The organism is Streptococcus sp. 27098_8_12, from assembly GCF_041432115.1.
Taxonomy (GTDB): Bacteria; Bacillota; Bacilli; order Lactobacillales; family Streptococcaceae; genus Streptococcus; species Streptococcus parasanguinis_V.
This window is the reverse complement of record NZ_JAPVZA010000025.1, coordinates 1-23,628: the sequence shown is the minus strand read 5'-3', so window position 1 is coordinate 23,628 and position 23,628 is coordinate 1. Positions and strand designations below refer to the sequence as shown.

The 23,628-nt window shown below is 44.2% G+C and carries 22 protein-coding genes and 2 tRNA genes; 22 read left to right on the top strand and 2 right to left on the bottom strand.

Annotated elements, in window-relative coordinates:
• Positions 1-55: 55 nt before the first annotated feature.
• From O3629_RS09450 to rsmA, 10 genes are all read left to right on the top strand, one after another.
• Positions 56-949 (top strand): TDT family transporter, encoded by an 894-nt coding sequence (locus O3629_RS09450; RefSeq protein ID WP_150906609.1) that lies wholly within the window; start codon positions 56-58, stop codon positions 947-949.
• 85 nt (positions 950-1,034) lie between these two features.
• Positions 1,035-1,712 carry a CPBP family intramembrane glutamic endopeptidase gene (locus O3629_RS09445; RefSeq protein ID WP_049506557.1) on the top strand — a complete coding sequence of 226 codons (678 nt, stop codon included), beginning with the start codon at positions 1,035-1,037 and terminating at the stop codon, positions 1,710-1,712.
• Positions 1,713-1,790: 78 nt separating this feature from the next.
• Complete coding sequence (gene rnpA / locus O3629_RS09440) at positions 1,791-2,132, top strand: ribonuclease P protein component (RefSeq protein WP_049506558.1); 342 nt, start codon at positions 1,791-1,793, stop codon at positions 2,130-2,132.
• 1 nt (position 2,133) lies between these two features.
• Positions 2,134-2,949: a YidC/Oxa1 family membrane protein insertase gene (locus tag O3629_RS09435; protein ID WP_003015944.1), complete on the top strand. Its 816-nt coding sequence runs from the start codon at positions 2,134-2,136 to the stop codon at positions 2,947-2,949.
• 15 nt (positions 2,950-2,964) lie between these two features.
• Positions 2,965-3,912, top strand: coding sequence for an RNA-binding cell elongation regulator Jag/EloR (gene jag / locus O3629_RS09430; RefSeq protein WP_023919242.1), 948 nt, complete (start codon positions 2,965-2,967; stop codon positions 3,910-3,912).
• 75 nt (positions 3,913-3,987) lie between these two features.
• The gene (locus O3629_RS09425; RefSeq protein ID WP_371585674.1) at positions 3,988-4,617 is read left to right on the top strand and encodes an HI_0552 family protein; all 630 of its coding nucleotides are present in this window, start codon (positions 3,988-3,990) and stop codon (positions 4,615-4,617) included.
• 147 nt (positions 4,618-4,764) lie between these two features.
• The gene (gene rpmH / locus O3629_RS09420) at positions 4,765-4,899 is read left to right on the top strand and encodes a 50S ribosomal protein L34 (protein ID WP_003003086.1); all 135 of its coding nucleotides are present in this window, start codon (positions 4,765-4,767) and stop codon (positions 4,897-4,899) included.
• A gap of 125 nt (positions 4,900-5,024) precedes the next feature.
• The gene (locus tag O3629_RS09415; RefSeq protein WP_049471812.1) at positions 5,025-5,795 is read left to right on the top strand and encodes a TatD family hydrolase; all 771 of its coding nucleotides are present in this window, start codon (positions 5,025-5,027) and stop codon (positions 5,793-5,795) included.
• Complete coding sequence (gene rnmV, locus O3629_RS09410) at positions 5,767-6,351, top strand: ribonuclease M5 (protein WP_371609097.1); 585 nt, start codon at positions 5,767-5,769, stop codon at positions 6,349-6,351. Before O3629_RS09415 ends, rnmV begins: the two co-directional genes overlap by 29 nt.
• A 52-nt stretch (positions 6,352-6,403) precedes the next feature.
• Positions 6,404-7,279, top strand: a complete 876-nt coding sequence (gene rsmA / locus O3629_RS09405; RefSeq protein WP_340280990.1) for a 16S rRNA (adenine(1518)-N(6)/adenine(1519)-N(6))-dimethyltransferase RsmA — start codon at positions 6,404-6,406, stop codon at positions 7,277-7,279.
• A 43-nt stretch (positions 7,280-7,322) separates the two neighbouring features.
• Here the strand turns inward: rsmA and O3629_RS09400 are convergent.
• Both O3629_RS09400 and O3629_RS09395 read right to left on the bottom strand, forming a co-directional pair.
• A tRNA-Ser gene (locus tag O3629_RS09400) sits at positions 7,323-7,412 on the bottom strand.
• A gap of 4 nt (positions 7,413-7,416) precedes the next feature.
• Positions 7,417-7,499 (bottom strand) — tRNA-Leu (locus O3629_RS09395).
• Positions 7,500-7,747: 248 nt separating this feature from the next.
• Here O3629_RS09395 and rsgA point away from each other — a divergent pair.
• From rsgA to O3629_RS09335, 12 genes are all read left to right on the top strand, one after another.
• On the top strand, positions 7,748-8,626 hold the full coding sequence (rsgA, locus tag O3629_RS09390) for a ribosome small subunit-dependent GTPase A (RefSeq protein ID WP_155167243.1): 879 nt from the start codon (positions 7,748-7,750) through the stop codon (positions 8,624-8,626).
• A gap of 14 nt (positions 8,627-8,640) precedes the next feature.
• Positions 8,641-9,300 carry a ribulose-phosphate 3-epimerase gene (gene rpe, locus O3629_RS09385; RefSeq protein WP_247913849.1) on the top strand — a complete coding sequence of 220 codons (660 nt, stop codon included), beginning with the start codon at positions 8,641-8,643 and terminating at the stop codon, positions 9,298-9,300.
• Complete coding sequence (locus tag O3629_RS09380; RefSeq protein ID WP_371609096.1) at positions 9,293-9,925, top strand: thiamine diphosphokinase; 633 nt, start codon at positions 9,293-9,295, stop codon at positions 9,923-9,925. The genes rpe and O3629_RS09380 overlap by 8 nt, the downstream gene beginning before the upstream one ends.
• 1 nt (position 9,926) lies before the next feature.
• The gene (locus O3629_RS09375; protein ID WP_049497101.1) at positions 9,927-11,177 is read left to right on the top strand and encodes a DNA recombination protein RmuC; all 1,251 of its coding nucleotides are present in this window, start codon (positions 9,927-9,929) and stop codon (positions 11,175-11,177) included.
• Entirely contained in the window at positions 11,164-12,108 is a 945-nt protein-coding gene (locus O3629_RS09370) for a 3'-5' exoribonuclease YhaM family protein (RefSeq protein WP_037608119.1), read from the top strand. Before O3629_RS09375 ends, O3629_RS09370 begins: the two co-directional genes overlap by 14 nt.
• Positions 12,109-12,243: 135 nt before the next feature.
• Positions 12,244-13,059 (top strand): pur operon repressor, encoded by an 816-nt coding sequence (gene purR / locus O3629_RS09365; protein ID WP_003012466.1) that lies wholly within the window; start codon positions 12,244-12,246, stop codon positions 13,057-13,059.
• Between the two features lie 23 nt (positions 13,060-13,082).
• Positions 13,083-13,649, top strand: a complete 567-nt coding sequence (locus O3629_RS09360; protein WP_070590163.1) for a hypothetical protein — start codon at positions 13,083-13,085, stop codon at positions 13,647-13,649.
• Between the two features lie 205 nt (positions 13,650-13,854).
• Entirely contained in the window at positions 13,855-14,268 is a 414-nt protein-coding gene (rpsL, locus tag O3629_RS09355) for a 30S ribosomal protein S12 (RefSeq protein WP_003003125.1), read from the top strand.
• A 19-nt stretch (positions 14,269-14,287) separates the two neighbouring features.
• On the top strand, positions 14,288-14,758 hold the full coding sequence (gene rpsG, locus O3629_RS09350) for a 30S ribosomal protein S7 (protein WP_003003105.1): 471 nt from the start codon (positions 14,288-14,290) through the stop codon (positions 14,756-14,758).
• A 412-nt stretch (positions 14,759-15,170) separates the two neighbouring features.
• Positions 15,171-17,252 carry an elongation factor G gene (fusA, locus tag O3629_RS09345; RefSeq protein ID WP_003003071.1) on the top strand — a complete coding sequence of 694 codons (2,082 nt, stop codon included), beginning with the start codon at positions 15,171-15,173 and terminating at the stop codon, positions 17,250-17,252.
• A 279-nt stretch (positions 17,253-17,531) separates the two neighbouring features.
• Positions 17,532-18,542 carry a type I glyceraldehyde-3-phosphate dehydrogenase gene (gene gap / locus O3629_RS09340; RefSeq protein ID WP_023919220.1) on the top strand — a complete coding sequence of 337 codons (1,011 nt, stop codon included), beginning with the start codon at positions 17,532-17,534 and terminating at the stop codon, positions 18,540-18,542.
• A gap of 234 nt (positions 18,543-18,776) precedes the next feature.
• Complete coding sequence (locus O3629_RS09335) at positions 18,777-23,567, top strand: bacterial Ig-like domain-containing protein (RefSeq protein WP_371609095.1); 4,791 nt, start codon at positions 18,777-18,779, stop codon at positions 23,565-23,567.
• The last annotated feature ends 61 nt before the right edge of the window (positions 23,568-23,628 follow it).

Here is a 23,628-nt window from a genome sequence, read left to right as displayed (position 1 = left end):
CTGCTTCCTTCTCTTTTATGGTATACTGAAAGCGATAACATGATTGGAGCTTCCGATGAAAAAGATCCCCTTAGTATTTTCAGGCTGTCTGTTAGGACTGGTTGGCGCTGGAAACCTTCTTGCAGACTCGCTACCCTTCCTTGCTCACGCCTTTAGTCTGACAGGTTTGTTCTTCTGGTTTTTCTTTGTCGTTTATCATGCGATTCGCTGGCAAGAAACCAAGATAGAATTCCAACAACCAGCCCTTTTATCTGGGATGGCGACTTTTCCCATGGCAGGGATGATTCTATCCACCTATCTTTTGCGCCTCTTTCCCGCCTTTGGAGGTCTATCACAGTTGGTCTGGTGGTCTGCCTTTCTCTTGGATCTGGGCTTAATTCTCTATTTTACCAAGACCCATGTCCTAGCGCGACCAAGAGCCAATGCCACTCCCAGTTGGACCGTTCTCTATGTGGGTATTGCAGTAGCAGCTTTGACCTATCCAGTTGTGGGAATCAGAGAGATTGCTTATCTCGCTTTAGTGATTGGTTTTGGTTTGACCTTTCTTCTTTATCCCCTTATCTATCATGATTTGAAGCAGTCACCCTTACCCAGTCATCTGTTGGGCCAAGAAGGCATCTATTGCGCTCCCTTTTCCCTTCTTTTAGCAGCCCTGGTTCGTGTGGGTGGAGCAAGCCTGCCTACCTGGTTCTTACTAATCATGGTGGTGGCCTCGCAAGGTTTTTATTTCTTTGTTTTGACGCGCCTACCGAAAATGATCAAAGAAGGTTTTCAACCTGCTTTTTCAGCCCTGACCTTTCCAACAGTCATCACAGCGACCTCTTTGAAAATGGCCCAAGGCTTGTTGCAACTGCCTTTCTTGACAGCTCTCGTATGGCTGGAAACTCTTCTTTGTCTCTTGATTTTAGTCGCTGTCTTAGGAGGTTATGTGGCTTATCTCAGGGAGTAGGAAGTCATCCTTTTTCATTGAAACCTTGTCACGATTATGGTAAGATGCACTATACGATTTGTCATACTTTATAGGAAAGGTATCTATGAAATTCATCAAAGGAAAGCTCTCACTGCTTTATCCCCTCTTTCTGCTCTTGTTTTATTTTTATGTTCGGCCTCAATTTCGCCCCTTGGCCCAGTATGTCTCCAACAGTGTAGCAAGCGCCAATAGCTATTATTGGACCTTATTTGGCCTAGAAGGCCTCTATGCAGTCTTTACAGGATTTTTGGTCTATCGTTTTTCTAAAAAAGCGCAGTTTAAGCTGGGGAAGAACCCTCTTCAAGCTCTGATAGAAGCCGTTTTTGCGGCCTGTTTGGTTTACTGGTTGGACTACTTCATCAGTGGTTTTGTTCAAGGACGGGCAGCCGTTTTGAGTCTCTTTCCACGGGAAATTAGCCCCACAGGGGTGCTTATCCTAGTGATCGCAATGGTCGTTATCCGGCCAGTGACAGAAGAGCTGATCTTTCGTGGAGCCTTGGTGAATGCCTACTTCAAAGGCTGGAAACTCTATGCTGAGATTTGGCTTCCAGCCCTCATATATAGTGGCCTACATTTTCTTCACACTCCCTTTTCGTTGGGAGCTTCTATCATCTATCTCCTGCCGAGTGTGATTTTTGGGATCCTGTATTATCGGAGTAAGACGCTCCTTTCACCTATTTTGGCTCATATCTTGCTCAATCTCTACTACACCTTGCCTTTACTTTTATCTGTATTTAAGTAGTAACCGATTTCCTGAGTGAGATTGGTTTTTTTTGAAAATATGGTATAATAGAATAAATTTAAAAGAGGGAGTTGAGGTTTGAAAAAAAGCTACCGCGTCAAACGTGACAAAGATTTTAATGCTATTTTTAAAAGTGGTCAAAATGTTGCCAATCGGAAATTCGTTGTTTACCGCTTGCACAAGGACCAACCGCATTTTCGAGTCGGCCTGTCTGTTAGTAAGAAACTGGGAAATGCTGTGACCAGAAATCGCATCAAACGTTTGATTCGCCATGTTTTGATCAAACACCAAGCCTTCCTTACGACCGATGATTTTGTTGTCATTGCTCGTAAAGGAGTGGAGGAGCTCGACTTTCATCAAGTAGAGAAAAATCTTGTACATGTCTTAAAATTAGCGCATGTCTACCAAGAAAGGGAATAATGTGAAAAAGAAACTGAAGTTAACTGGATTATTAGGAGCGGCCTTATTGGTCTTGACAGCTTGTGGAACCTCTCAAGTGACAGCTCAGTCGACAGGTGGTTGGGAACGCTTCGTCTACTTCTTTGCAGAAGCTATCCGCTTCTTGTCCTTTGGCGGAAGTATCGGTGTAGGGATTATCGTCTTTACCATTGTCATCCGGACGGTCCTCTTGCCTCTCTTCCAATATCAAATGAATTCAACCCGCAAAATGCAGGAAATTCAACCCCTCCTCAAGGAATTGCAAGCTAAGTATCCTGGGAAGGATCTTGATAGTCGGACCAAGCTTTCTGAAGAGATGCGGGCCCTCTACAAGGAAAAAGGTGTCAAAACGTCTTCAGCCTTCCTTCCTCTCTTGATCCAGATGCCGGTCTTGATGGCCTTGTTCCAAGCGCTGAGCCGTGTCGAATTCCTTAAAGTCGGTCACTTCCTCTGGTTGGACCTTGGTGCGATCGACCCGACTTATATCTTGCCGGTTCTTGCAGCACTCTTCACATTTTTCAGCAGTTGGTTGACAAATAAAGCCATGCCAGAGCGCAATGGTAGTGCGACAACCATGATGTATGTGATGCCTGTGATGATCTTCTTCTTTGCCTTGTTCTCAGCCAGCGGGGTCGCACTATACTGGGTGACTTCCAATGCTTACCAAGTCGGGCAAACCTATCTCTTGAACAACCCCTTCAAGATTATTGCAGAGCGTGAAGCAAAAGAGCAAGCTTCGCGCGACATGGAAAAACAAAAACGCCGTGCCCTAAACAAAGCACAGAAAAAGAAAAAATAAGAAAGAGGTGGACATATGGTCCTATATACTGGAGCAACTGTTGAAGAAGCGATTCAAAAAGGTCTGAACGATTTAGATATTCCTCGTATGAAGGCACATATTACGGTTGTAGCGCGTGAAAAGAAAGGTTTTCTTGGCTTGTTTGGGAAAAAACCAGCCCAAGTAGAGATTGAACCCATTGCAGAAACAACTGTTGTGAAAGCCAATCAAAAAGCTGTCAAAGGTGTCCCAGATGAGATCAATGCACAAAACGAACCGGTTAAGACGGTGAGCGAAGCAACGGTCGATCTCGGACGCGTCGTAGCAGCGATCAAAAAGGTCGAAGAAGAAGGAGAAGTTGTCTCTGAAGAAATCAAGACAGAAATCCTGAAACATGACAAAGAAGCAGATACCGTTCTTGAAGAAAAAGGGCATGAACATATCCTTGAAAAAGTCAAAGAACCAGCGATAAAAGAATCAAGCGAATCTGATTTCTCAAACCTTGGTATCGAGGTAGAGGAAAACTACAACATCGAAGAAGTCGTAGATGATGTGACAGCCTATGTTCAAACAGTGGTCGATGAAATGGATGTGGATGCGACCATCTCAAGCAGTCACAACCGCCGTACGGTCAATATGCAAATTGATACCAATGAACCGGGACGTGTCATTGGATACCACGGAAAAGTCTTGAAGGCTCTTCAACTTTTGGCGCAAAATTACCTCTATAACCGCTACTCAAAGAATTTTTACATTACCATTAATGTTAATGACTATGTAGAACACCGGGCGGAAGTTCTTCAAAGCTATGCTCAGAAGTTGGCAACGCGTGCCCTCGAAGATGGGCAAGCCCAACAGACAGATCCGATGTCAAACAGTGAACGCAAAATCATTCACCGTATTGTCTCTAAGATGGAAGGAGTCACTAGCTACTCTGAAGGGGAAGAACCAAACCGTTACGTAGTGGTAGACATCGAAGGATAATCAAGCTATTATTTCCCATAAGGGAGAGACGGGATTGAGCCGATCTCTCCTTTTTTAGGTTTAGAAAGGAAGCAGATGGCATTTGCAGCGATTCGAGAGTTTTTAAAGCTTCAAGGAATGAAATACCTGGCTCCAGCAAAGGCAGGGGTGCTAGCATCGGAGATGGAGCAGTATCGTGCCCTAGCTCAAGCGGCTCGTAAGGAATTCACCGATTTGGTCTCAGCCTTTCAGAAGCGCCACCCCTACTTGGAGCAAGATCGGACCAGTCAATGGATGAACCAGGCCCAGATCTTGCGGCCTCATTTTTGGGCCTATCTGAAAGGAGCGGGGACGATGGCAGAGCCCATGTTTGCCTTGAGGCTTTATGGAGATGCAGTTGATTTTGGAGTTTCCTTAGAGGTGAGCTTTATCGAGCGAAAAAAAGATGAGCAGAGCCTTCAAAAACAACAAATGGTTCTCACCATACCCATCACTCAGCCAGTTTATTATTTCGCCCAGAAAAATGGAGAGAGTCAAAGGGTAGAAGGAACAGAAAAGAATCGCCATGATCTGTTGCAAGGAGTAGCAGAAGGGACGGTTCGTAAGGTCCTCGTCAAATACGATGTTTCTCTAGTTGAGGAGAGTTCCCTAGAGAATATCCTGGATCAGTTGCAAGAGGCGCTGGTGGCTCTGGAACCCTATTACTTGGCAACCCGTCAGGTGTAGAAAGGTGTTCTCCGACCTGTATTTGCAACAATTTTGCCATAGCTATTGACAAATAGAGTCGAATCCGATAGAATAGTAAAGTATGTTTAGTAACTGATCACAACTAGCCGGCTAAACGAATACAAAATCTATGAGGAGGTATTCATCGTGAAACGTACTTATCAACCAAGTAAACTTCGTCGTGCGCGCAAACATGGTTTCCGTCACCGTATGGCAACTAAAAATGGTCGTCGCGTATTGGCAGCTCGTCGTCGTAAAGGACGCAAAGTTTTGGCTGCCTAATTCAGATAAAAACCTAAAAACCAGTAGAAACTCGAGACTACTGGTTTTTGTTTTGTCCGAAAGTGAATTTAGAGGCGCTTTCTGCTATAATAGAAAGAAGAAAAACTCGGAAGAAAAGGAAGATCATGCAGATTTTTGATACCCACACCCATCTCAATGTGGAAGAATTCGCAGGAAAAGAACAAGAAGAGCTCGACTTGGCCAAGGAAATGGGTGTTGTAGCCCACAATATCGTTGGTTTTGACAAACCGACGATTGAGCGTGCCATGGAGTTGGCAGACCAGCATCCAGAACTCTATCTCACGCTTGGTTGGCACCCCACTGAGGCAGGCGATTATACTCCTGAAGTGGAGGCCTATTTACTTGAACAGCTAAAACATCCCAAAGTTGTCGCACTCGGAGAAATCGGTCTGGATTACCACTGGATGACGGCACCAAAAGATGTCCAAGAAAAGGTTTTTCGTCGTCAGATTCAATTGTCTAAGGACTTGGACCTCCCCTTTGTGGTGCATACACGCGATGCTTTAGAAGATACTTATGGCATCATCAAGAGTGAAGGAGTTGGTCCTCGCGGTGGGATCATGCATTCTTTCTCAGGAAGTTTAGAAGAAGCGAAACGCTTCATGGATTTGGGAATGATGATTTCCTTTTCTGGAGTGGTGACCTTTAAGAAAGCCACAGATGTCCAAGAAGCGGCAGCTGGCCTTCCGTTAGACAAGATCTTGGTTGAAACAGATGCCCCTTACCTGGCACCAGTTCCCAAACGTGGTCGAGAAAATAAAACAGCCTACACTCGTTATGTGGTAGATTTTATTGCAGAACTACGTGGCTTAACAACAGAAGAAGTGGCTCAGGCAACCTATGACAATGCAAGAAAGGTATTTGGCCTTGACTGAGAAAAGAAAAATACCGGAAGTGATTATCGTGGAGGGCAAGGACGACACAGCCAATCTCCGCCGTTTTTATGAGGTGGATACCTATGAAACGCGAGGTTCTGCGATCGATCAAGATGACTTGGAACGAATTGCTACCTTGCAAGAGTTGCGTGGGGTCATTGTCTTTACGGATCCAGACTACAATGGCGAGCGAATTCGCAAGATCATTATGCAAGAGGTGCCCCAGGCCAAGCATGCCTTTTTAAATCGTGGCGAAGCAGTCCCCAAATCCAAGACTAAGGGGCGTTCCTTGGGAGTGGAGCATGCCAGTTTTGAAGACTTAGAAAAAGCCCTAGCTGGACTGGTCGGGTCTTACGAAGATGAAAATTTCTTTGATATCACAAAGACCGACTTGATGCGTCTCGGTCTTTTGATGGGAAGCGATAGTCGCAAACGACGAGAATACTTAGGAGAAGCCTTGCGCATCGGCTACTGCAATGGCAAGCAATTGATCAAACGCTTGGAGTTGTTTGGAATTTGTTTGGCCCAAGTCGAAGAGGCGATGGCCAGTTATTAAGACGGAAGTAGAGGGGATCCTTTACCCCTAAACTGATTAGAAAAGAGAAAAAATGAGAATTGCAGATTATAGCGTGACCAAGGCAGTGCTGGAGCGTCACGGATTTACCTTTAAAAAATCCTTCGGTCAAAACTTCTTGACCGATACCAACATCCTTCAAAAAATTGTGGATACGGCTGAGATTGATAGGCAAGTCAATGTCATCGAAATCGGTCCTGGAATTGGGGCTCTGACTGAGTTTTTGGCAGAAAATGCCGCAGAAGTGATGGCCTTTGAAATTGACGACCGTTTGGTTCCCATCTTAGCGGATACCTTGCGGGAGTTTGACAATGTCACGGTTGTTAACCAAGACATCCTCAAGGTAGATCTCAACCAGTACATCGCAGAGTTTAAAAATCCAGACCTTCCGATCAAGGTGGTGGCTAACCTTCCTTACTACATTACGACTCCCATCCTCATGCACTTGATCGAATCCAAGATTCCTTTCCAAGAATTTGTGGTCATGATGCAAAAAGAGGTGGCAGACCGCATCTCAGCTGAGCCCAACACCAAAGCTTATGGTTCGTTATCCATTGCTGTCCAATACTATATGACTGCTAAGGTAGCCTTTATTGTACCTCGCACCGTCTTTGTGCCAGCACCAAACGTCGACTCTGCCATTTTGAAGATGGTCCGTCGCGAAGAACCAGCAGTAGCCGTCAAGGATGAAGATTTCTTCTTCTCTGTCAGCAAGGCTAGCTTTGTCCACCGCCGCAAAACACTTTGGAACAACTTGACCAGTCGCTTTGGCAAGACCGAAGAAATCAAAACCAAGCTGGAAGCAGGAATCCAAGCTGCAGGCCTGCAACCTTCTGTACGAGGAGAAGCTCTTAGCTTAGAAGACTTCGCTCGCCTAGCAGATGGCCTTCTAGAAGCAGGAATAAAATAACAGAAAAGCCATAGGTTATAACCTATGGCTTATTTGTATCGTAAGGAAAGGACGGGATTTGAACCCGCGCGTGAATAAAAATCCACTTGCCGGATTTCGAGTCCGGTGCCGTACCGAGCTGGGCCACCTTTCCAAGATGCGGAGAAAGGGATTTGAACCCTCACGCCCGAAGGGGCACATGCGCCTGAAGCATGCGTGTCTGCCGTTCCACCACCTCCGCATAGTTCTATTATACACTTTTTAGGAAAAATGCCAAGGAAAAAAAGGAAGGTGCCCTTTCCCGAATTCTGCTAAAAGACAAGTCATAACAGATACTCCGTCTTCTGTTTCTATCCATTTAAAAAACGAACCTATTTGTTTCTAAAAGCGTCCGGAGAGGTTCACTTTTCGTTTTTTCTTATTGAGCAATCCAGCCTTATTTCTCATTTTTTGGTATAATAGATAGTATTAATCTCAAAGGAGTGCGATTTGCAAGGAACAATCGTCAAGGCCTTGGCTGGCTTCTACTACGTGGAGTCAGACGGTCACATTTACCAGACACGGGCTCGTGGAAATTTTAGAAAAAAAGGACAGACTCCTTATGTGGGGGATCAGGTGGAGTTCTCTGCTGAAGAGAATTCAGAAGGCTACATTTTGAGCATTGCCCCTCGTAAAAATAGCCTCGTGCGCCCTCCTATTGTCAATATTGATCAGGCGGTAGTGATCATGTCAGCTAAGGAACCTGATTTCAATGCCAATCTTTTAGACCGTTTTCTGGTTCTTTTGGAGCATAAGGGGATTCATCCCATTGTCTATATTTCAAAACTGGACTTGTTAGAAGATATGGAAGACATCCACTACTACCAAGGGATCTATCAAGCAATTGGCTATGATTTTGTCTTGTCAATTGAGGAACTCTTGCCCCTTTTGACCAATCAAACCACGGTCTTTATGGGACAGACCGGTGTAGGAAAATCGACCTTGCTCAATAAAATCGCTCCGGATCTAGAGCTTGAAACGGGTGAGATTTCAGATAGTCTGGGGCGCGGTCGACACACGACCCGAGCTGTCAGCTTTTACCATTTAAATGGAGGAAAGATCGCAGATACGCCAGGCTTCTCGTCCCTCGATTATGAAGTGACGACCAGTGAAGACTTAAATCATGCCTTCCCAGAAATCGCCGACGTGAGCTACTCTTGTAAATTTCGTACCTGTACCCACACGCATGAGCCCGCTTGTGCGGTGAAACCAGCCGTTGAAAGAGAGGAAATTGCGCCTTTCCGTTATGAGGATTACTTGCAATTTCTAAGTGAAATTGAAAACCGTCGCGAAACCTATAAAAAAGTTTCGAAAAAAATGCCAAAATAGGAGACACTACAACGATGAAAATAATGAAAATTGCACCCTCAATTTTGAGTGCGGATTATGCTAATTTTGAAAGTGAATTAAAACGCTTAGAAGCAGCTGGAGCTGACTATGCCCATATCGATGTCATGGATGGCCATTTTGTGCCCAATATCAGCTTTGGAGCTGGTGTCGTAGAGAGCATGCGGCCACATAGCAAGTTGGTTTTTGATTGCCACTTGATGGTCACCAATCCCGAACACCATATCGAAGAATTTGCCCGTGCAGGTGCTGATATCATCAGCATCCATGTGGAAGCTACTCCCCATATTCACGGAGCTCTTCAAAAAATTCGTCAAGCAGGTGTGAAGGCCAGTGTTGTGATCAACCCAGGGACTCCTGTAGACAGTATCAAACATGTCTTGAACTTGGTGGATCAAGTCTTGGTCATGACCGTTAATCCAGGATTCGGTGGTCAAGCCTTCTTGCCTGAAACCATGGACAAGGTGCGCGAATTAGCCGCTCTTCGTGAAGAAAAAGGCTTAGACTTTGATATCGAAGTGGATGGAGGAATTGATGGCCAAACTATTTCCCAAGCCAAAGAAGCTGGGGCCAATGTCTTTGTAGCAGGCTCTTATGTCTTTAATGGAGATGTTAATGAGCGCGTTCAAACGCTCCGAGATGCTGTAAATGGATAACATTGCAATACTGGCGGGAGGTGACAGCACGCTCTTGCCAAAAGATCATGACGTTTATGTAGGCGTTGATGGTGGCTGTTTGAAGTTACTGGAACAAGGCCTGCTTTTAGATATAGCTGTGGGGGATTTCGATTCTGTCTCTGAGACAGATTTGCGCCAGATCCGAACCCAAGCCAAGCAAGTTGTTCAATCCGTTCCTGAAAAGAACGATACGGATTTGGAATTGGCCTTGAAAGCGACCTTTGAGGCCTATCCAGAGGCTGCAGTCACCGTTTATGGTGCTTTTGGCGGTCGTTTGGATCACTTTTTGTCCAATATCTTTTTGCCAACCGATCCAGACCTAGCTCCCTACATGGACCAGATCCAATTAGTCGATGGTCAAAATCGCTTGATCTACAGACCAGCTGGTTGCCATGAGATTCAGCCAGATCCAGCCATGTCTTATGTTGGTTTTATGCCTGTCGGACAAGGCCACCTAGAGATCACAGGAGCCAAGTATCCGCTCCATCAGGAGAATTATTTTTTGAAGGCCATGTATGGCTCCAATGAATTTTTGGATCAACCGATTCAAGTGAGTCTTAACCGTGGCTATCTTGTCATTGTTTATAGTAAAGACAGAGGTTAATATGAATATCATTCTGCTTCTGATTGGCCTGCTCAATCTGGGCCTCCTCATCTATTTCTTGCAACGGTCAGATGATACAAGACCGGCTTTACGAGAGATGCTGGAAGACCATGAGGATCATTTGACAGACCAGTTGGACTATCGTTTTGAAAAAGAAAGACAAGCAAGCCAGATTGCCAATCAGCAGTTAGAGATCGCCCTGACAGATCGCTTAACCGAGATGCGAGTGGAGATCCACCAGCAGACGACGGCTCTGCGCGCTGAGATGAATGAGCACTTTACTAAAAATCGGGACAAAACAGATGAGCGCATGCGCCAGATCCAAGAGTCCAATGAAGTGCGGCTAGAACAGATGCGCCAAACGGTAGAAGAAAAATTGGAGAAAACCTTGCAGCACCGTTTGCAGACTTCCTTTGAGACGGTTTCAAAACAATTGGAGTCGGTCAATAAAGGGTTGGGAGAAATGCAGACAGTGGCGCGGGATGTCGGAACCCTGAATAAAGTTCTCTCCAATACCAAGACGCGTGGGATTATGGGCGAATTGCAGCTGGGTCAAATCATTGAAGATATCTTGACCCCAGCCCAGTATGAGCGGGAGTTTGTCACCGTTCCCCAATCCAGTGAGCGCGTGGAGTATGCCATTAAGCTTCCAGGGCAAGGAGAAGAACCAGTCTATTTGCCGATTGACTCTAAATTCCCACTGGAAGATTACTATCGTCTGGAAGAAGCTTATGAATCCGGAGAGAAAGAGGAGATCGAGCGTTACCGTAAGGCCCTTCTTGCTAGTATCAAGCGTTTTGCTAAGGATATCCAACAAAAATACCTCTTTCCACCAGCGACAACGAATTTCGGAATTCTCTTTTTGCCAACTGAAGGCCTCTATTCCGAAGTGGTTCGCAATCCAGAATTCTTCGATCGCTTGCGTCGGGACGAACAAATTTTAGTGGCTGGGCCAAGTACCTTATCAGCCCTCTTGAACTCCTTGTCTGTTGGCTTTAAAACGCTCAACATCCAAAAGAGTGCAGATGACATTAGCAAGGTGTTGGGATCGGTCAAATCAGAATTCCATAAGTTTGGAGGGATTCTGGCCAAGACTCAGCGCCATTTAAAGAATGCTTCCAATAATATTGATGATTTGCTAACCAGACGGACCAGTGCCATCGAGCGGACACTCCGCCAAATCGAAAGCGATGAGGACTTGCTGGGACTAGATGTATATATAGAAGATGGAGAAGATGATGGTCAAAATTAACCAAATGAAAAAAGATGAATTGTTCGAAGGATTCTATTTGATCAAGTCAGCAGAAGTGCGTCAAACGCGGGCCGGGAAAAACTACCTCGCCTTTGTCTTCCAGGATGAGACCGGTACAATCGAAGGTAAACTATGGGATGCCCAACCTCACAATGTAGAGAGTTTTATGGCTGGGCGCGTGGTCCATATGTCTGGACGTCGAGAAGTTTACAATAATACTCCGCAAGTCAACCAATTAAACATGCGCTTGCCCCAAGCAGGAGAGCCCAACAATCCAGCAGACTTTAAGGAAAAACCACCAGTAGATCCCAAGGAATTGCATGAATACCTGTCAAACATGATTTTCAAAATTGAAAATCCAGTCTGGCAAAGGATTGTCCGGGCCCTCTATGGGAAATATGAGAAAGAGTTTTATAGCTATCCAGCTGCTAAGACCAACCATCATGCCTTTGAAGCAGGTCTCGCTTATCATACGGCGACCATGGTCCGCTTGGCAGATAGTATCGGTGATATCTATCCTCAGTTGAATAAGAGCTTGCTCTTTGCAGGGATTATGTTACACGATTTGGCCAAAGTGATCGAGTTGACGGGGCCTGAAAATACAGAATACACTGTTCGAGGCAACCTCATCGGCCACATTGCACTCATCGATGAAGAAATCACCAAGGTCTTGCAAGACTTGAAGATTGATGACCAAAAAGAAGAAGTCATCGTTCTTCGCCATGTGATCTTGAGTCACCATGGCTTGCTGGAATACGGTAGTCCTGTTCGTCCAAAGATCATGGAAGCAGAGATTATTCATATGATCGATAATTTGGATGCAGAAATGATGATGATGACAACAGCACTTGGCTTAATTGGTCCTGGCGAAATGACCAATAAAATCTTTGCTATGGAAAATCGTTCCTTCTATAAACCGAATCTCGACTAGTAAAAACAGAGATAAATACGGGAATGATTCTGCCAAAAATAAAATAATCAGGAAAAAACGGCCTTCTGTAAATCAGAATGTTCGTTTTTTTCGCTTCTTATGGTATAATGATAGAAAAAACTACATGGTGAGAAAATGAAATTAAGAAGAAGTGAACGGATGGTCGTGATTTCTAATTACTTGATCAACCATCCCTATGAATTGACGAGCCTCAATACGTTTGCGGAAAAGTATGAGTCTGCCAAGTCTTCCATCTCAGAAGATATCGTGATCATTAAGCGGGCGTTTGAAGAGATGGAAATCGGAAATATTGAGACCATTACAGGAGCTGGTGGAGGTGTTATCTTTACACCGTCTATCTCAGATCAAGAATCCAAAGAAATCGTCGAGGATCTTTGCAAGCAGCTGTCTGAAAGTGATCGTATCCTTCCTGGTGGCTACATTTACCTGTCTGATCTGTTGAGCAATCCAAAGATTTTGAATCGCATCGGCCGCATCATTGCCAAAGCCTTCCGAGATAAGAAGATTGATGCTGTCATGACCGTAGCGACCAAGGGAGTTCCTCTAGCCAATGCAGTAGCCAATGTCTTGAATGTTCCTTTTGTTATTGTCCGTCGTGATTTGAAAATCACAGAAGGGTCAACCGTTAGTGTCAACTATGTTTCAGGCTCAAGTGGGGATCGTATTGAGAAAATGTTCCTTTCAAAACGGAGCCTAAAAGCAGGAAGCCGGGTCTTGATTGTCGATGACTTCCTTAAAGGTGGCGGAACGATTAATGGGATGGTCAGTCTCTTGGCTGAATTCGATTCTGAATTAGCAGGAGTAGCTGTCTTTGCGGATAATGCTGCAACCGACCGTGAATTCTTTGAACACAAATCCTTATTGCGCGTGACCAACATCGATGTAAAAGAAAATAAATTGAGTGTCGAAGTTGGGAATATCTTTGATTAAGAGCAACAAAGGAGGATCAAAAAGTGAAAAGAATTTTAGATCGATTTGATAATAGTCCTTTGTGGATTCGCTTGGTGACAGTTCTGTCTCTATCCTTTATTTTGGTAGCTGGTTTGTATACCGTTAAAAAGAATACGGCTGCCCAGGTAACGACAGAAATTCAACCTGCTAAAAAGACAGGTTCCCTTCCAGTGAAAAAGGAAACAAAGGAAGAAAAAGAAAAGAAGGAAGAAAAGAAAAATACAGAAGCTGCTGAAAAAGCAGTCGTTCAAATGGAAACAACTCCAAGTCAAGATTCTGTGAACGCTGCCCAAGCTGCTGTGAAGAAAGTCAAAGATGCGACTCAAAAGCAATCGCTTGAGGCCCGTATCCAATACATCGCTAACTATTATGGGCTGACCTATGAGAGTGACACAGCGGCAACACAGCAGACTCAAACAGACGCTAATGCCAACACGAACGCGAACGCAAATACTAATGCCAATGCTGGAGTAGCTGGAGCCAATGCGACAGTTCAACCACAACAGCAACAACAGTATGCTCCGGCTGCAGATGCAGGGGCAGAAGAACCTGCTGAAGCTGGTCAATAATGAACTTTTTCGACTTCTTTAAAAAATAAAAAAACATCTTGCAATCAAAGTGCCGTCATGTTATAATAATAGACGGTACTTTTTACTTTTGGTCTCTCAAGAGTGTACAGGGACGTGCTGACAAATGTTGCAAAAGTACACACAGATGGTAGCTGTCACCAAGTGTACCATCACCAAAAATAAAAAATTTCACAGGAGAATGTAGATGCCTACAATTAACCAATTGGTTCGCAAACCGCGTAAATCAAAAGTAGAAAAATCTAAATCACCAGCTTTGAACGTTGGTTACAACAGTCATAAAAAAGTTCAAACAAACGTTTCTTCACCACAAAAACGTGGTGTTGCAACTCGTGTTGGAACAATGACACCTAAAAAACCTAACTCAGCCCTTCGTAAATTCGCTCGTGTACGTTTGAGCAACTTGATCGAAGTAACTGCTTATATCCCAGGTATCGGACACAACTTGCAAGAACACAGCGTGGTTCTTCTTCGTGGTGGACGTGTAAAAGACCTTCCAGGGGTACGTTACCATATCGTCCGTGGAGCACTTGATACTGCAGGTGTAAACGATCGTAAACAAGGCCGTTCTAAATACGGTACTAAAAAACCAAAAGCATAAGGAAAGGGGATAAAGAAAAATGAGTCGTAAAAACCGTGCGCCTAAACGCGATGTATTGCCAGATCCGCTTTACAATTCACAATTAGTTACTCGTCTTATCAACCGCGTTATGCTTGATGGTAAACGTGGTACAGCTGCTTCAATCGTTTACGGAGCTTTCGAACAAATTAAAGAAGCTACTGGAAACGATGCTCTTGAAGTATTCGAAACAGCTATGGAAAACATCATGCCTGTACTTGAAGTACGTGCTCGCCGTGTCGGTGGTTCTAACTACCAAGTCCCAGTTGAAGTTCGTCCAGAACGTCGTACAACCCTTGGACTTCGTTGGTTGGTAACAATCGCTCGTCAACGTGGTGAACACACAATGGTTGATCGTCTTGCAAAAGAAATCTTGGATGCAGCGAACAACACTGGTGCAGCTGTTAAGAAACGTGAAGATACTCACCGTATGGCTGAAGCTAACCGTGCATTCGCACACTTCCGCTGGTAAGATTAAGATACTAAGGGCGTTAAAAAAGCGACTGAAAATTAGGAAGCTTGACGAAGAATCAAAGATTCTAGGAAAGCTTATCTATTTTCCGAGCTTTTAGCCCGAGTTCAATTATGATACTAAGAGCGGCAAAGGCCCAAGGCAAAAATAGGAAACTGATGCAGTGTTCGATGAACACAAGGAAGTTTATCTTTTTCACACAGCATCCCGTTCCGGCTCAAATCGGCTAACTAACTTTAGCCCGAGTTCAATTAAGCTTCGTCAGCTCTTGAACCCAATTCAACTCTTCTTACAAGTTGGAACCAAAACTTAGCATGAAAACACTAAGAACGGGTAGGTCCTGCCTATCCGTTTTTATTAAATCATGTTATAATAGAATATAGAAATAAAAAATATAGGAGAAACAAACCTCATGGCACGCGAATTTTCACTTGAAAAAACTCGTAATATCGGTATCATGGCTCACGTCGATGCTGGTAAAACAACTACAACTGAGCGTATCCTTTACTACACTGGTAAGATTCACAAAATCGGTGAAACTCACGAAGGTGCGTCACAAATGGACTGGATGGAGCAAGAACAAGAACGTGGTATCACTATCACATCTGCCGCTACAACAGCTCAATGGAAAGACACTCGTGTAAACATCATCGACACACCAGGACACGTGGACTTCACTATCGAAGTTCAACGTTCACTCCGCGTTTTGGACGGTGCTGTAACCGTTCTTGACTCACAATCAGGTGTTGAGCCTCAAACTGAAACAGTTTGGCGTCAAGCAACTGAATACGGAGTTCCACGTATCGTATTCGCTAACAAGATGGATAAAATCGGTGCTGACTTCCTTTACTCAGTAAGCACACTTCATGACCGTCTTCAAGCAAACGCTCACCCAATTCAATTGCCAATCGGTGCTGAAGATGACTTCCGCGGAATCATTGACTTGATCAAGATGAAAGCTGAAATCTATACTAACGACCTTGGTACAGATATCCTTGAAGAAGATATTCCAGCTGAATACCTTGAACAAGCTCAAGAATACCGTGAAAAATTGGTTGAAGCAGTTGCTGAAACTGATGAAGACTTGATGATGAAATACCTTGAAGGGGAAGAAATTACTAACGAAGAATTGAAAGCTGGTATCCGTAAAGCTACAATCAACGTTGAATTCTACCCAGTACTTTGTGGTTCTGCCTTCAAGAACAAAGGGGTTCAATTGATGTTGGATGCAGTCCTTGACTACCTTCCAAGCCCACTTGATATCCCTGCAATCAAGGGTGTAAACCCAGATACAGACGAAGAAGAAGAACGTCCAGCATCTGATGAAGAGCCATTTGCAGCTCTTGCCTTCAAGATCATGACTGACCCATTCGTAGGTCGTTTGACATTCTTCCGTGTTTACTCAGGTGTCTTGAACTCAGGTTCATACGTATTGAACACTTCTAAAGGTAAACGTGAACGTATCGGACGTATCCTTCAAATGCACGCCAACACTCGTAAAGAAATCGAAACAGTTTACTCTGGAGATATCGCTGCTGCCGTTGGTTTGAAAGATACTACAACTGGTGACTCATTGACAGATGAAAAAGCAAAAATCATCCTTGAATCAATCGAAGTTCCAGAACCAGTTATCCAATTGATGGTTGAGCCTAAATCTAAAGCGGACCAAGACAAGATGGGTATCGCCCTTCAAAAATTGGCTGAAGAAGATCCAACATTCCGCGTTGAAACAAACCCTGAAACTGGTGAAACAGTTATCTCTGGTATGGGTGAGTTGCACTTGGATGTCCTTGTTGACCGTATGAAACGTGAATTCAAGGTTGAAGCTAACGTTGGTGCTCCTCAAGTATCTTACCGTGAAACATTCCGCGCTTCTACACAAGCACGTGGATTCTTCAAACGTCAATCTGGTGGTAAAGGTCAGTTTGGTGATGTTTGGATCGAATTTACTCCAAACGAAGAAGGTAAAGGATTCGAGTTCGAAAATGCGATCGTCGGTGGTGTGGTTCCACGTGAATTCATCCCTGCAGTAGAAAAAGGACTTCAAGAATCTATGGCGAACGGTGTTCTTGCTGGTTACCCAATGGTTGACGTGAAAGCTAAGCTTTACGATGGTTCATACCACGATGTCGACTCATCTGAAACTGCCTTCAAGATCGCTGCATCTCTTGCACTTAAAGAAGCTGCTAAGACTGCACAACCAGCTATCCTTGAACCAATGATGCTTGTAACCATCACAGTTCCTGAAGAAAACCTTGGGGATGTTATGGGTCACGTAACTGCTCGTCGTGGACGTGTAGATGGTATGGAAGCACACGGTGCAAGCCAAATCGTTCGTGCATATGTACCACTTGCTGAAATGTTCGGTTACGCTACTGTCCTTCGTTCTGCAACTCAAGGACGTGGTACCTTCATGATGGTATTTGACCACTACGAAGATGTACCAAAATCAGTACAAGAAGAAATCATTAAAAAAGCTAAAGGTGAAGCTTAATTTACCAATGCTTAAAAACTCTTCCCACTTTGGGAAGAGTTTTTCTTTGTTCCAAAAGTGAATACAAGTAAAAAAGTGCTCTTCCTAGCAAACAAGACTTTGTGAAAAACTTCAATAAAAGAGGTGGTGATCTATGATAAATCTTGCTTTTCGTGGGGAAATAGTTGCTTTTTAATGCAATAAAGTATATAATAGAGACTGTTAAAAGATGTTTGGCGCTGTGTCAAGTTACTCTTTTCACAAAAAATTTTTTTGATTTTCATAAGGAGGAAATCACGAATGGTAGTTAAAGTTGGTATTAACGGTTTCGGTCGTATCGGACGTCTTGCTTTCCGTCGTATCCAAAACGTAGAAGGTGTTGAAGTTACACGCATCAACGACCTTACAGATCCAGTTATGCTTGCACACTTGTTGAAATACGATACAACTCAAGGTCGTTTCGACGGTACTGTGGAAGTTAAAGAAGGTGGATTCGAAGTTAACGGTAAATTCATTAAAGTTTCCGCTGAACGTGATCCAGAACAAATCGACTGGGCTAACGACGGTGTAGAAATCGTTCTTGAAGCAACTGGTTTCTTTGCTACTAAAGCAGCTGCTGAAAAACACTTGCATGCTGGTGGTGCTAAGAAAGTTGTTATCACTGCTCCTGGTGGATCAGATGTTAAAACAGTCGTATTTAACACTAACCACGATATTCTTGATGGTACTGAAACAGTTATCTCAGGTGCTTCATGTACTACAAACTGCTTGGCTCCAATGGCTAAAGCTCTTCAAGATAACTTCGGTGTTGTTGAAGGATTGATGACTACTATCCACGCTTACACTGGTGACCAAATGATCCTTGACGGTCCACACCGTAAAGGTGACCTTCGTCGTGCACGCGCTGGTGCTGCTAACATCGTTCCTAACTCAACTGGTGCTGCTAAAGCAATCGGTTTGGTTATCCCTGAATTGAACGGTAAATTGGACGGAGCTGCACAACGTGTTCCTGTTCCAACTGGATCAGTTACTGAATTGGTAGTTGTTCTTGACAAGAACGTTACTGTTGATGAAGTGAACGCAGCTATGAAAGCAGCTTCAAACGAATCATACGGTTACACTGAAGATCCAATCGTTTCTTCAGACGTTGTAGGTATGTCTTACGGATCATTGTTTGACGCAACTCAAACTAAAGTTATTGACGTTGACGGTAAACAATTGGTTAAAGTTGTTTCATGGTATGACAACGAAATGTCTTACACTGCACAACTTGTTCGTACTCTTGAATACTTCGCAAAAATTGCTAAATAATTCATGCGTATGATGAGAGGAGGGAAACCTCCTCTTTTTTTGTACTTTTTTTAGGGCTTTCTCATCATATTATAGGAATTGCTAAAATTGATTGACAGTGCTAAATAGATTAGGGTATCCTATCCTTGATTGGAGATTTCTAATACAAGAAAATGAAAGCGATTACAGATCGTGGAGGAAGGAGCCAATGGAAATCGCTCAAGAAAAAGAAAAAAACCATACAAGGAGGTCAAGATGAAAGGTCATCTATTTGAAAAGAAAGAACGATTTAGTATACGAAAATTCAGTGTGGGAGTTTGCTCTGCATTGATTGGGTTAGCATTTTTAGGAACAGGCGCTGTCTCTGCAGATGAGACGGTTTCTACTAGTGAACAACCTTTAGAAGCATCTTCAGCAACGACCGAAGACGTCAATCATCTAGTGAGAGAAGCTGGCGTCTATACTGCAGATGCGGCCTTACCTTCTGCAGAAACGGAAAAACCAGTCGCAGAAGCGGTCACTCCGGAGGCTAGTCCTACGAGTACAGAAGCTAGCTCGACGACTACAGATCATCCAGCTGTTTCAGAGACTGAAAAACCGAAAGCTACTGCTGAGAAAGTGGCTGATTTACCAACCAATGAAGAAAAACAATTAAGACCCAAAGAAGTTAAGTTCGATACCTGGGACGATCTCTTGAAGTGGGAACCAGGAAAACGAGTGGATGACGATATGAACAGAGCAAGCGTTCCACTTGCGAGTCGTTTCCAAGGAAAACAAATTAATGAACAAGCCAACCCTGAAGCGAAGATCCAAGCACTGTCAAATATGAACTCCAAAGCCAAGGATCATGCGTCTGTCGGCGGGGAAGAGTTTAAGGCCTATGCTTTTGATTACTGGCAATATTTAGATTCCATGGTCTTTTGGGAAGGGCTGGTTCCATCAGCAGATGTGATCGATGCTGCCCACCGAAATGGGGTTCCTATTTATGGAACACTCTTTTATAACTGGTCTAGCAGTATCAAGGATCAAGAACATTTTGCAGAAACCTTGAAAGAAGATAGTGAAGGCTCTAAAACTTTCCCGATCGCGCGTAAATTAGTCGAACTTGCCAAGTACTATGGCTTTGATGGTTACTTTATCAACCAAGAAACAACCGGAAATTTTGTAGAACCATTGGGTCCAAAATTGAGAGATTTTCTTCTTTATACCAAGGAATATGCGAAGAGTCTCAACTATCCGATTAAGTATTCCTGGTATGATGCTATGACCTATGAATATGGCCGTTACCATGAGAATGCGCTGGGAGAATACAACTACAATTTCATGCAGCCAGAAAATGGGGAAAATCCAGTTGATACCTTCTTTGCCAACTTTAACTGGGGCAAATCAGAAGTTGATTATTCCATCAGCACAGCCAAATGGATTCATCGGAATCCTTACGATGTTCTAGCTGGACTCGAGCTCCAAAAAGGTGGCTCTTATAAGACTAATGTAGACTGGAATGCCATTTTAGATGAACATGGCAAGTTGCGTCTATCCCTTGGTCTTTATGCGCCAGATACGATTACAGGTCTAGGAAAGACTGGTGAAGGTTACCATACCCATGAAGATCTATTCTGGACAGGTTTCCAAGGAGATCCGACTAAAGGAAAACCAGCAGACCAATCTTGGTACGGTATGTCCAATCTAGTAGTGGACAAAACTCCTATTACAAGTGAAGATTTCAATACATCCTTCAATACTGGACACGGAAAACACTGGTTTGTGGATGGCAAGATTTCTAAAGAAGGGGAGTGGAACTACCGTTCTGTTTCTGGCTACCTTCCAACATGGCGTTGGTGGGTAGAGCATAGTGAGGATAGTGCGCCATTGAAAGGTCGTTATGATTTTGATCAAGCCTACAATGGAGGAAATTCTCTAGCCTTTGAAGGAGATTTAAAAGCCAATAGCAGTCAAAATGTCATGCTCTATTCGACCAAGATTCCTGTGACAGAAACGACAAAATTGAGCGTCAGTCATAAAGGTGGGATCGGAGCAGCTGCCTGGGTAGCTGTTGCCACCAAAGAAGACTACTCTGAATACGAATGGAAAGAATTGACACCGAGTGCGGATTGGTCTACTCAAACCTTTGATTTGGGAAGTTTGGCTGGCAAGACCATTTATGCTGTGAAGATGTTCTTTGACCATGATACGGATGTTAAAGACTACAAATTTAATCTCGGCCAATTGTCGATTACTTCAAACCAAGAGAAACCAGCGACTCCAGCAGAAGTATCCGTTCGAGCAAAACGCCTACAAAATGCGCAAGAAGCAGAAGCAGTCCTCAATTTTAAAGGGGTAGCAGATGCGGATTATTATGAAGTCTATGAAAAAGATGGCGACAACTGGCGTCTCTTAACAGGGTCTTCTGCGACAACCGTCTATCTACCAAAAGTTAGCCGTTCAGCAAGTACTGAAGGAACCACTCAGGAACTCAAGGTTGTGGCAGTTGGAAAGAATGGTCAACGTTCAGATGCGGGAACTGTAGCCTTTGATTGGGGCATGACCGTGTCAGATACCAGTCTACCAAAAGCCCTAGCGCCAAACGTGGTTATCGGAGCCAAAGTGATCGGTTCGAGCTTCCCAGATGCGGATGGTAGTGAAGGCATTGAAGGTATGTTAAATGGGACCATTACCAGTCTTTCAGATAAATGGTCTTCTGCTCAATTGAGTGGAACTGTCGATATCCGCTTGACACAACCTCGGACCATTGTTCGTTGGGTCATGGACCATGCCGGTGCTGGTGGGGAATCTGTCGATGATGGCAAGATGAATACCCGTGACTTCGACCTTTACTACAAGGACGAAGCCGGTGAGTGGAAATTGGCCAAGGAAGTTCGTGGCAATAAAGCCCATGTGTCTGACATTACACTTGATCATCCGATCAAGGCTCAAGACTGGCGTCTCCATGTCATTACAGCTGATAACGGCACCCCATGGCAAGCCATCCGGATTTACAACTGGAAGATGTATGAAAGTCTAGATACTGAAACGGTCAACATCCCGATGAAACATGCTGCAGCGCAAAACCTGGGCAATCATTTTGTCCAAGTCGGTTTCAAAGATGTTCCGGCTAATACTACTCTGACTCTTTATGCCGATAAAGAAGCGACCAGTCCAATTGCGACCATGACAGCCGATCAAGCTGGAAATCTGATCTTTAAACCGCTCGCTTTTGAATCAACCCCATCTCTTCTCTACTATCGTGCGCAAGAACCTGGTAAAGATATCAGTAATGTTTTGGCGATCGAAGTTCCAAAGAATGATAAAGAAATTGCGGGACTTCAATTTGAAGATGGATTGACCAAGAAGGTCTACCGGGAAGGCGATGCCCTTTCCTTGAAAGGGGCGACTCTCCGCGTTCATTATAAAGATGGCCAAGCAGATCAACTGGTCAACCTCACCAACTCAGGTGTAGAGATTCATGGATTTGACAGTAGCAAGCTTGGAGAACAACACCTAGAAGTTTCTTACCTTGGTCAGAAATTGGATAAGACTCTCACTGTTTTTGTGGTCAGTGCAGAGGAAGCAGGTGAAAAAGCAGTTGCTGGTCTAGAATTGACCGACAAACCAAAAGTGGAATATATCGTCGGAGAAGCATTGGAGAAAGAAGGCGGACGCTTTACAGTCGTCTTTGAAGATGAAACGACCGAAACGCACGCCTTGACCGATGAAGGTGTTGAAATAACTGGATTTGATGCGAGCAAGGAAGGCCGTCAAACCATCACTATCCATTACAAAGGAGCTAGCACAAGCTTTGATGTCCTCGTCAATCCAAAACCAGCTCTCAACGATGAATACCTTAAGCAAAAATTGGCTGAAGCTGAAGCTGCAAAAGCCAAAGTAGACTTTACTTTTGCCACTCCTGAAGTTAAAGAAGCTTTGCTAGCTGGAATGGCTGCTTCTGAAAAAGTCTTGAAAGAGCATGATACCAGCACACAAGATCAAGTCAATGAGCAGTTGAACAATTTGACCGCTCTCTTGAAAGCCTTGGATGGTCAAGCCAATCTAACAAAAGAAAAAGAAGCACTTTCTGCTCTGACAACTGAAGCGACCTCTCTATTAGCAAGCAAGCCAAATCACCCTTCTGGTGAAGCTTTACAGGCACTCCTGGAGAAAAATAAAGAACTCCTAGCTTCTTCAGAGCTCACTCCTGAAGCTCTTGGAACAGCTAAGACAGGTCTAGAGACCTTGATTGCACTCCTGAAAGAAGACAAGCCAGCGGTCTTTGTAGACCCTGCGACTGGAGTCGAAGTCCAATTCTCCAACTTAGAGCCAACCGTTGTCAAAGGACTGAAAGTCGCGAAAGTTGAAGCCAATCAGGCAGAAAAAGAAGAGCTGAAGGGCCGAGAAGGAATCGTCTTTGATATTGAAGGTGTGGATGCCAGCGGTCAAGATATCGATACCCACCATCCATCCCTTGTGAAAATCCCTGTGGATAAGGATAAAGAAGTGGAGCAAGTTCTCTTCTTCCCAGAAGGTCAAGCACCTCAATCCTTGGCCTTTGAGAGAGTTGGAGATGTGGTCATTTTTACAGCTCCTCACTTTACTCACTATGCGATTGTCTATAAGCCAGCACAAACGGAAGAACCAGATCAACCGATCCAACCAGAAGAACCGGCTAAACCAGATCAGCCAGTTCAACCGGCTCAACCAAATCAACCTGTTCAACCAGCTACCCCAGTGACTCCGGATCCAGCTAATCCATTGAAGCCTACAGAGTCTTCTCAAGTGGATCAGTTGGCCCCAACGACTTCTACTCAAGCGGGTCATCAGGAGGAAGAACACAAGGATATGGTCGATCAAGAGATCCATCAGTTGTTAAGTGCCCACCAAGGAGCGAACTCACAGCCAACGGTTCAGCAAGAAACAAAAGATGCCAGCAAAGAAAGTCAATCGGAACACTTGCCAAATACGGCAAGCCTAGAAGCTTCCTTTGCAGCTGAAGCTGTTCTCTTAGCGGCCTTAGGCGGCTTCCTCTTGGCTGGTAAGAAGAAAGAAGAGTAAGTCTTTTACAGGATTCTTTCGTTCACTTAAAAAGTCACTCTCAAAAAACCTCTCTGGTGAA

Excerpts from the sequence above, each read along its gene's own strand:
- O3629_RS09450 (WP_150906609.1), top strand. The coding sequence starts at position 56 with ATGAAAAAGATCCCCTTAGTATTTTCAGGCTGTCTGTTAGGACTGGTT.
- O3629_RS09445 (WP_049506557.1), top strand. The coding sequence starts at position 1,035 with ATGAAATTCATCAAAGGAAAGCTCTCACTGCTTTATCCCCTCTTTCTG.
- jag (WP_023919242.1), top strand. The coding sequence starts at position 2,965 with ATGGTCCTATATACTGGAGCAACTGTTGAAGAAGCGATTCAAAAAGGT.
- O3629_RS09425 (WP_371585674.1), top strand. The coding sequence starts at position 3,988 with ATGGCATTTGCAGCGATTCGAGAGTTTTTAAAGCTTCAAGGAATGAAA.
- O3629_RS09415 (WP_049471812.1), top strand. The coding sequence starts at position 5,025 with ATGCAGATTTTTGATACCCACACCCATCTCAATGTGGAAGAATTCGCA.
- rnmV (WP_371609097.1), top strand. The coding sequence starts at position 5,767 with ATGCAAGAAAGGTATTTGGCCTTGACTGAGAAAAGAAAAATACCGGAA.
- rsmA (WP_340280990.1), top strand. The coding sequence starts at position 6,404 with ATGAGAATTGCAGATTATAGCGTGACCAAGGCAGTGCTGGAGCGTCAC.
- rpe (WP_247913849.1), top strand. The coding sequence starts at position 8,641 with ATGAAAATAATGAAAATTGCACCCTCAATTTTGAGTGCGGATTATGCT.
- O3629_RS09380 (WP_371609096.1), top strand. The coding sequence starts at position 9,293 with ATGGATAACATTGCAATACTGGCGGGAGGTGACAGCACGCTCTTGCCA.
- O3629_RS09375 (WP_049497101.1), top strand. The coding sequence starts at position 9,927 with ATGAATATCATTCTGCTTCTGATTGGCCTGCTCAATCTGGGCCTCCTC.
- O3629_RS09370 (WP_037608119.1), top strand. The coding sequence starts at position 11,164 with ATGGTCAAAATTAACCAAATGAAAAAAGATGAATTGTTCGAAGGATTC.
- purR (WP_003012466.1), top strand. The coding sequence starts at position 12,244 with ATGAAATTAAGAAGAAGTGAACGGATGGTCGTGATTTCTAATTACTTG.
- rpsL (WP_003003125.1), top strand. The coding sequence starts at position 13,855 with ATGCCTACAATTAACCAATTGGTTCGCAAACCGCGTAAATCAAAAGTA.
- rpsG (WP_003003105.1), top strand. The coding sequence starts at position 14,288 with ATGAGTCGTAAAAACCGTGCGCCTAAACGCGATGTATTGCCAGATCCG.
- fusA (WP_003003071.1), top strand. The coding sequence starts at position 15,171 with ATGGCACGCGAATTTTCACTTGAAAAAACTCGTAATATCGGTATCATG.
- gap (WP_023919220.1), top strand. The coding sequence starts at position 17,532 with ATGGTAGTTAAAGTTGGTATTAACGGTTTCGGTCGTATCGGACGTCTT.
- O3629_RS09335 (WP_371609095.1), top strand. The coding sequence starts at position 18,777 with ATGAAAGGTCATCTATTTGAAAAGAAAGAACGATTTAGTATACGAAAA.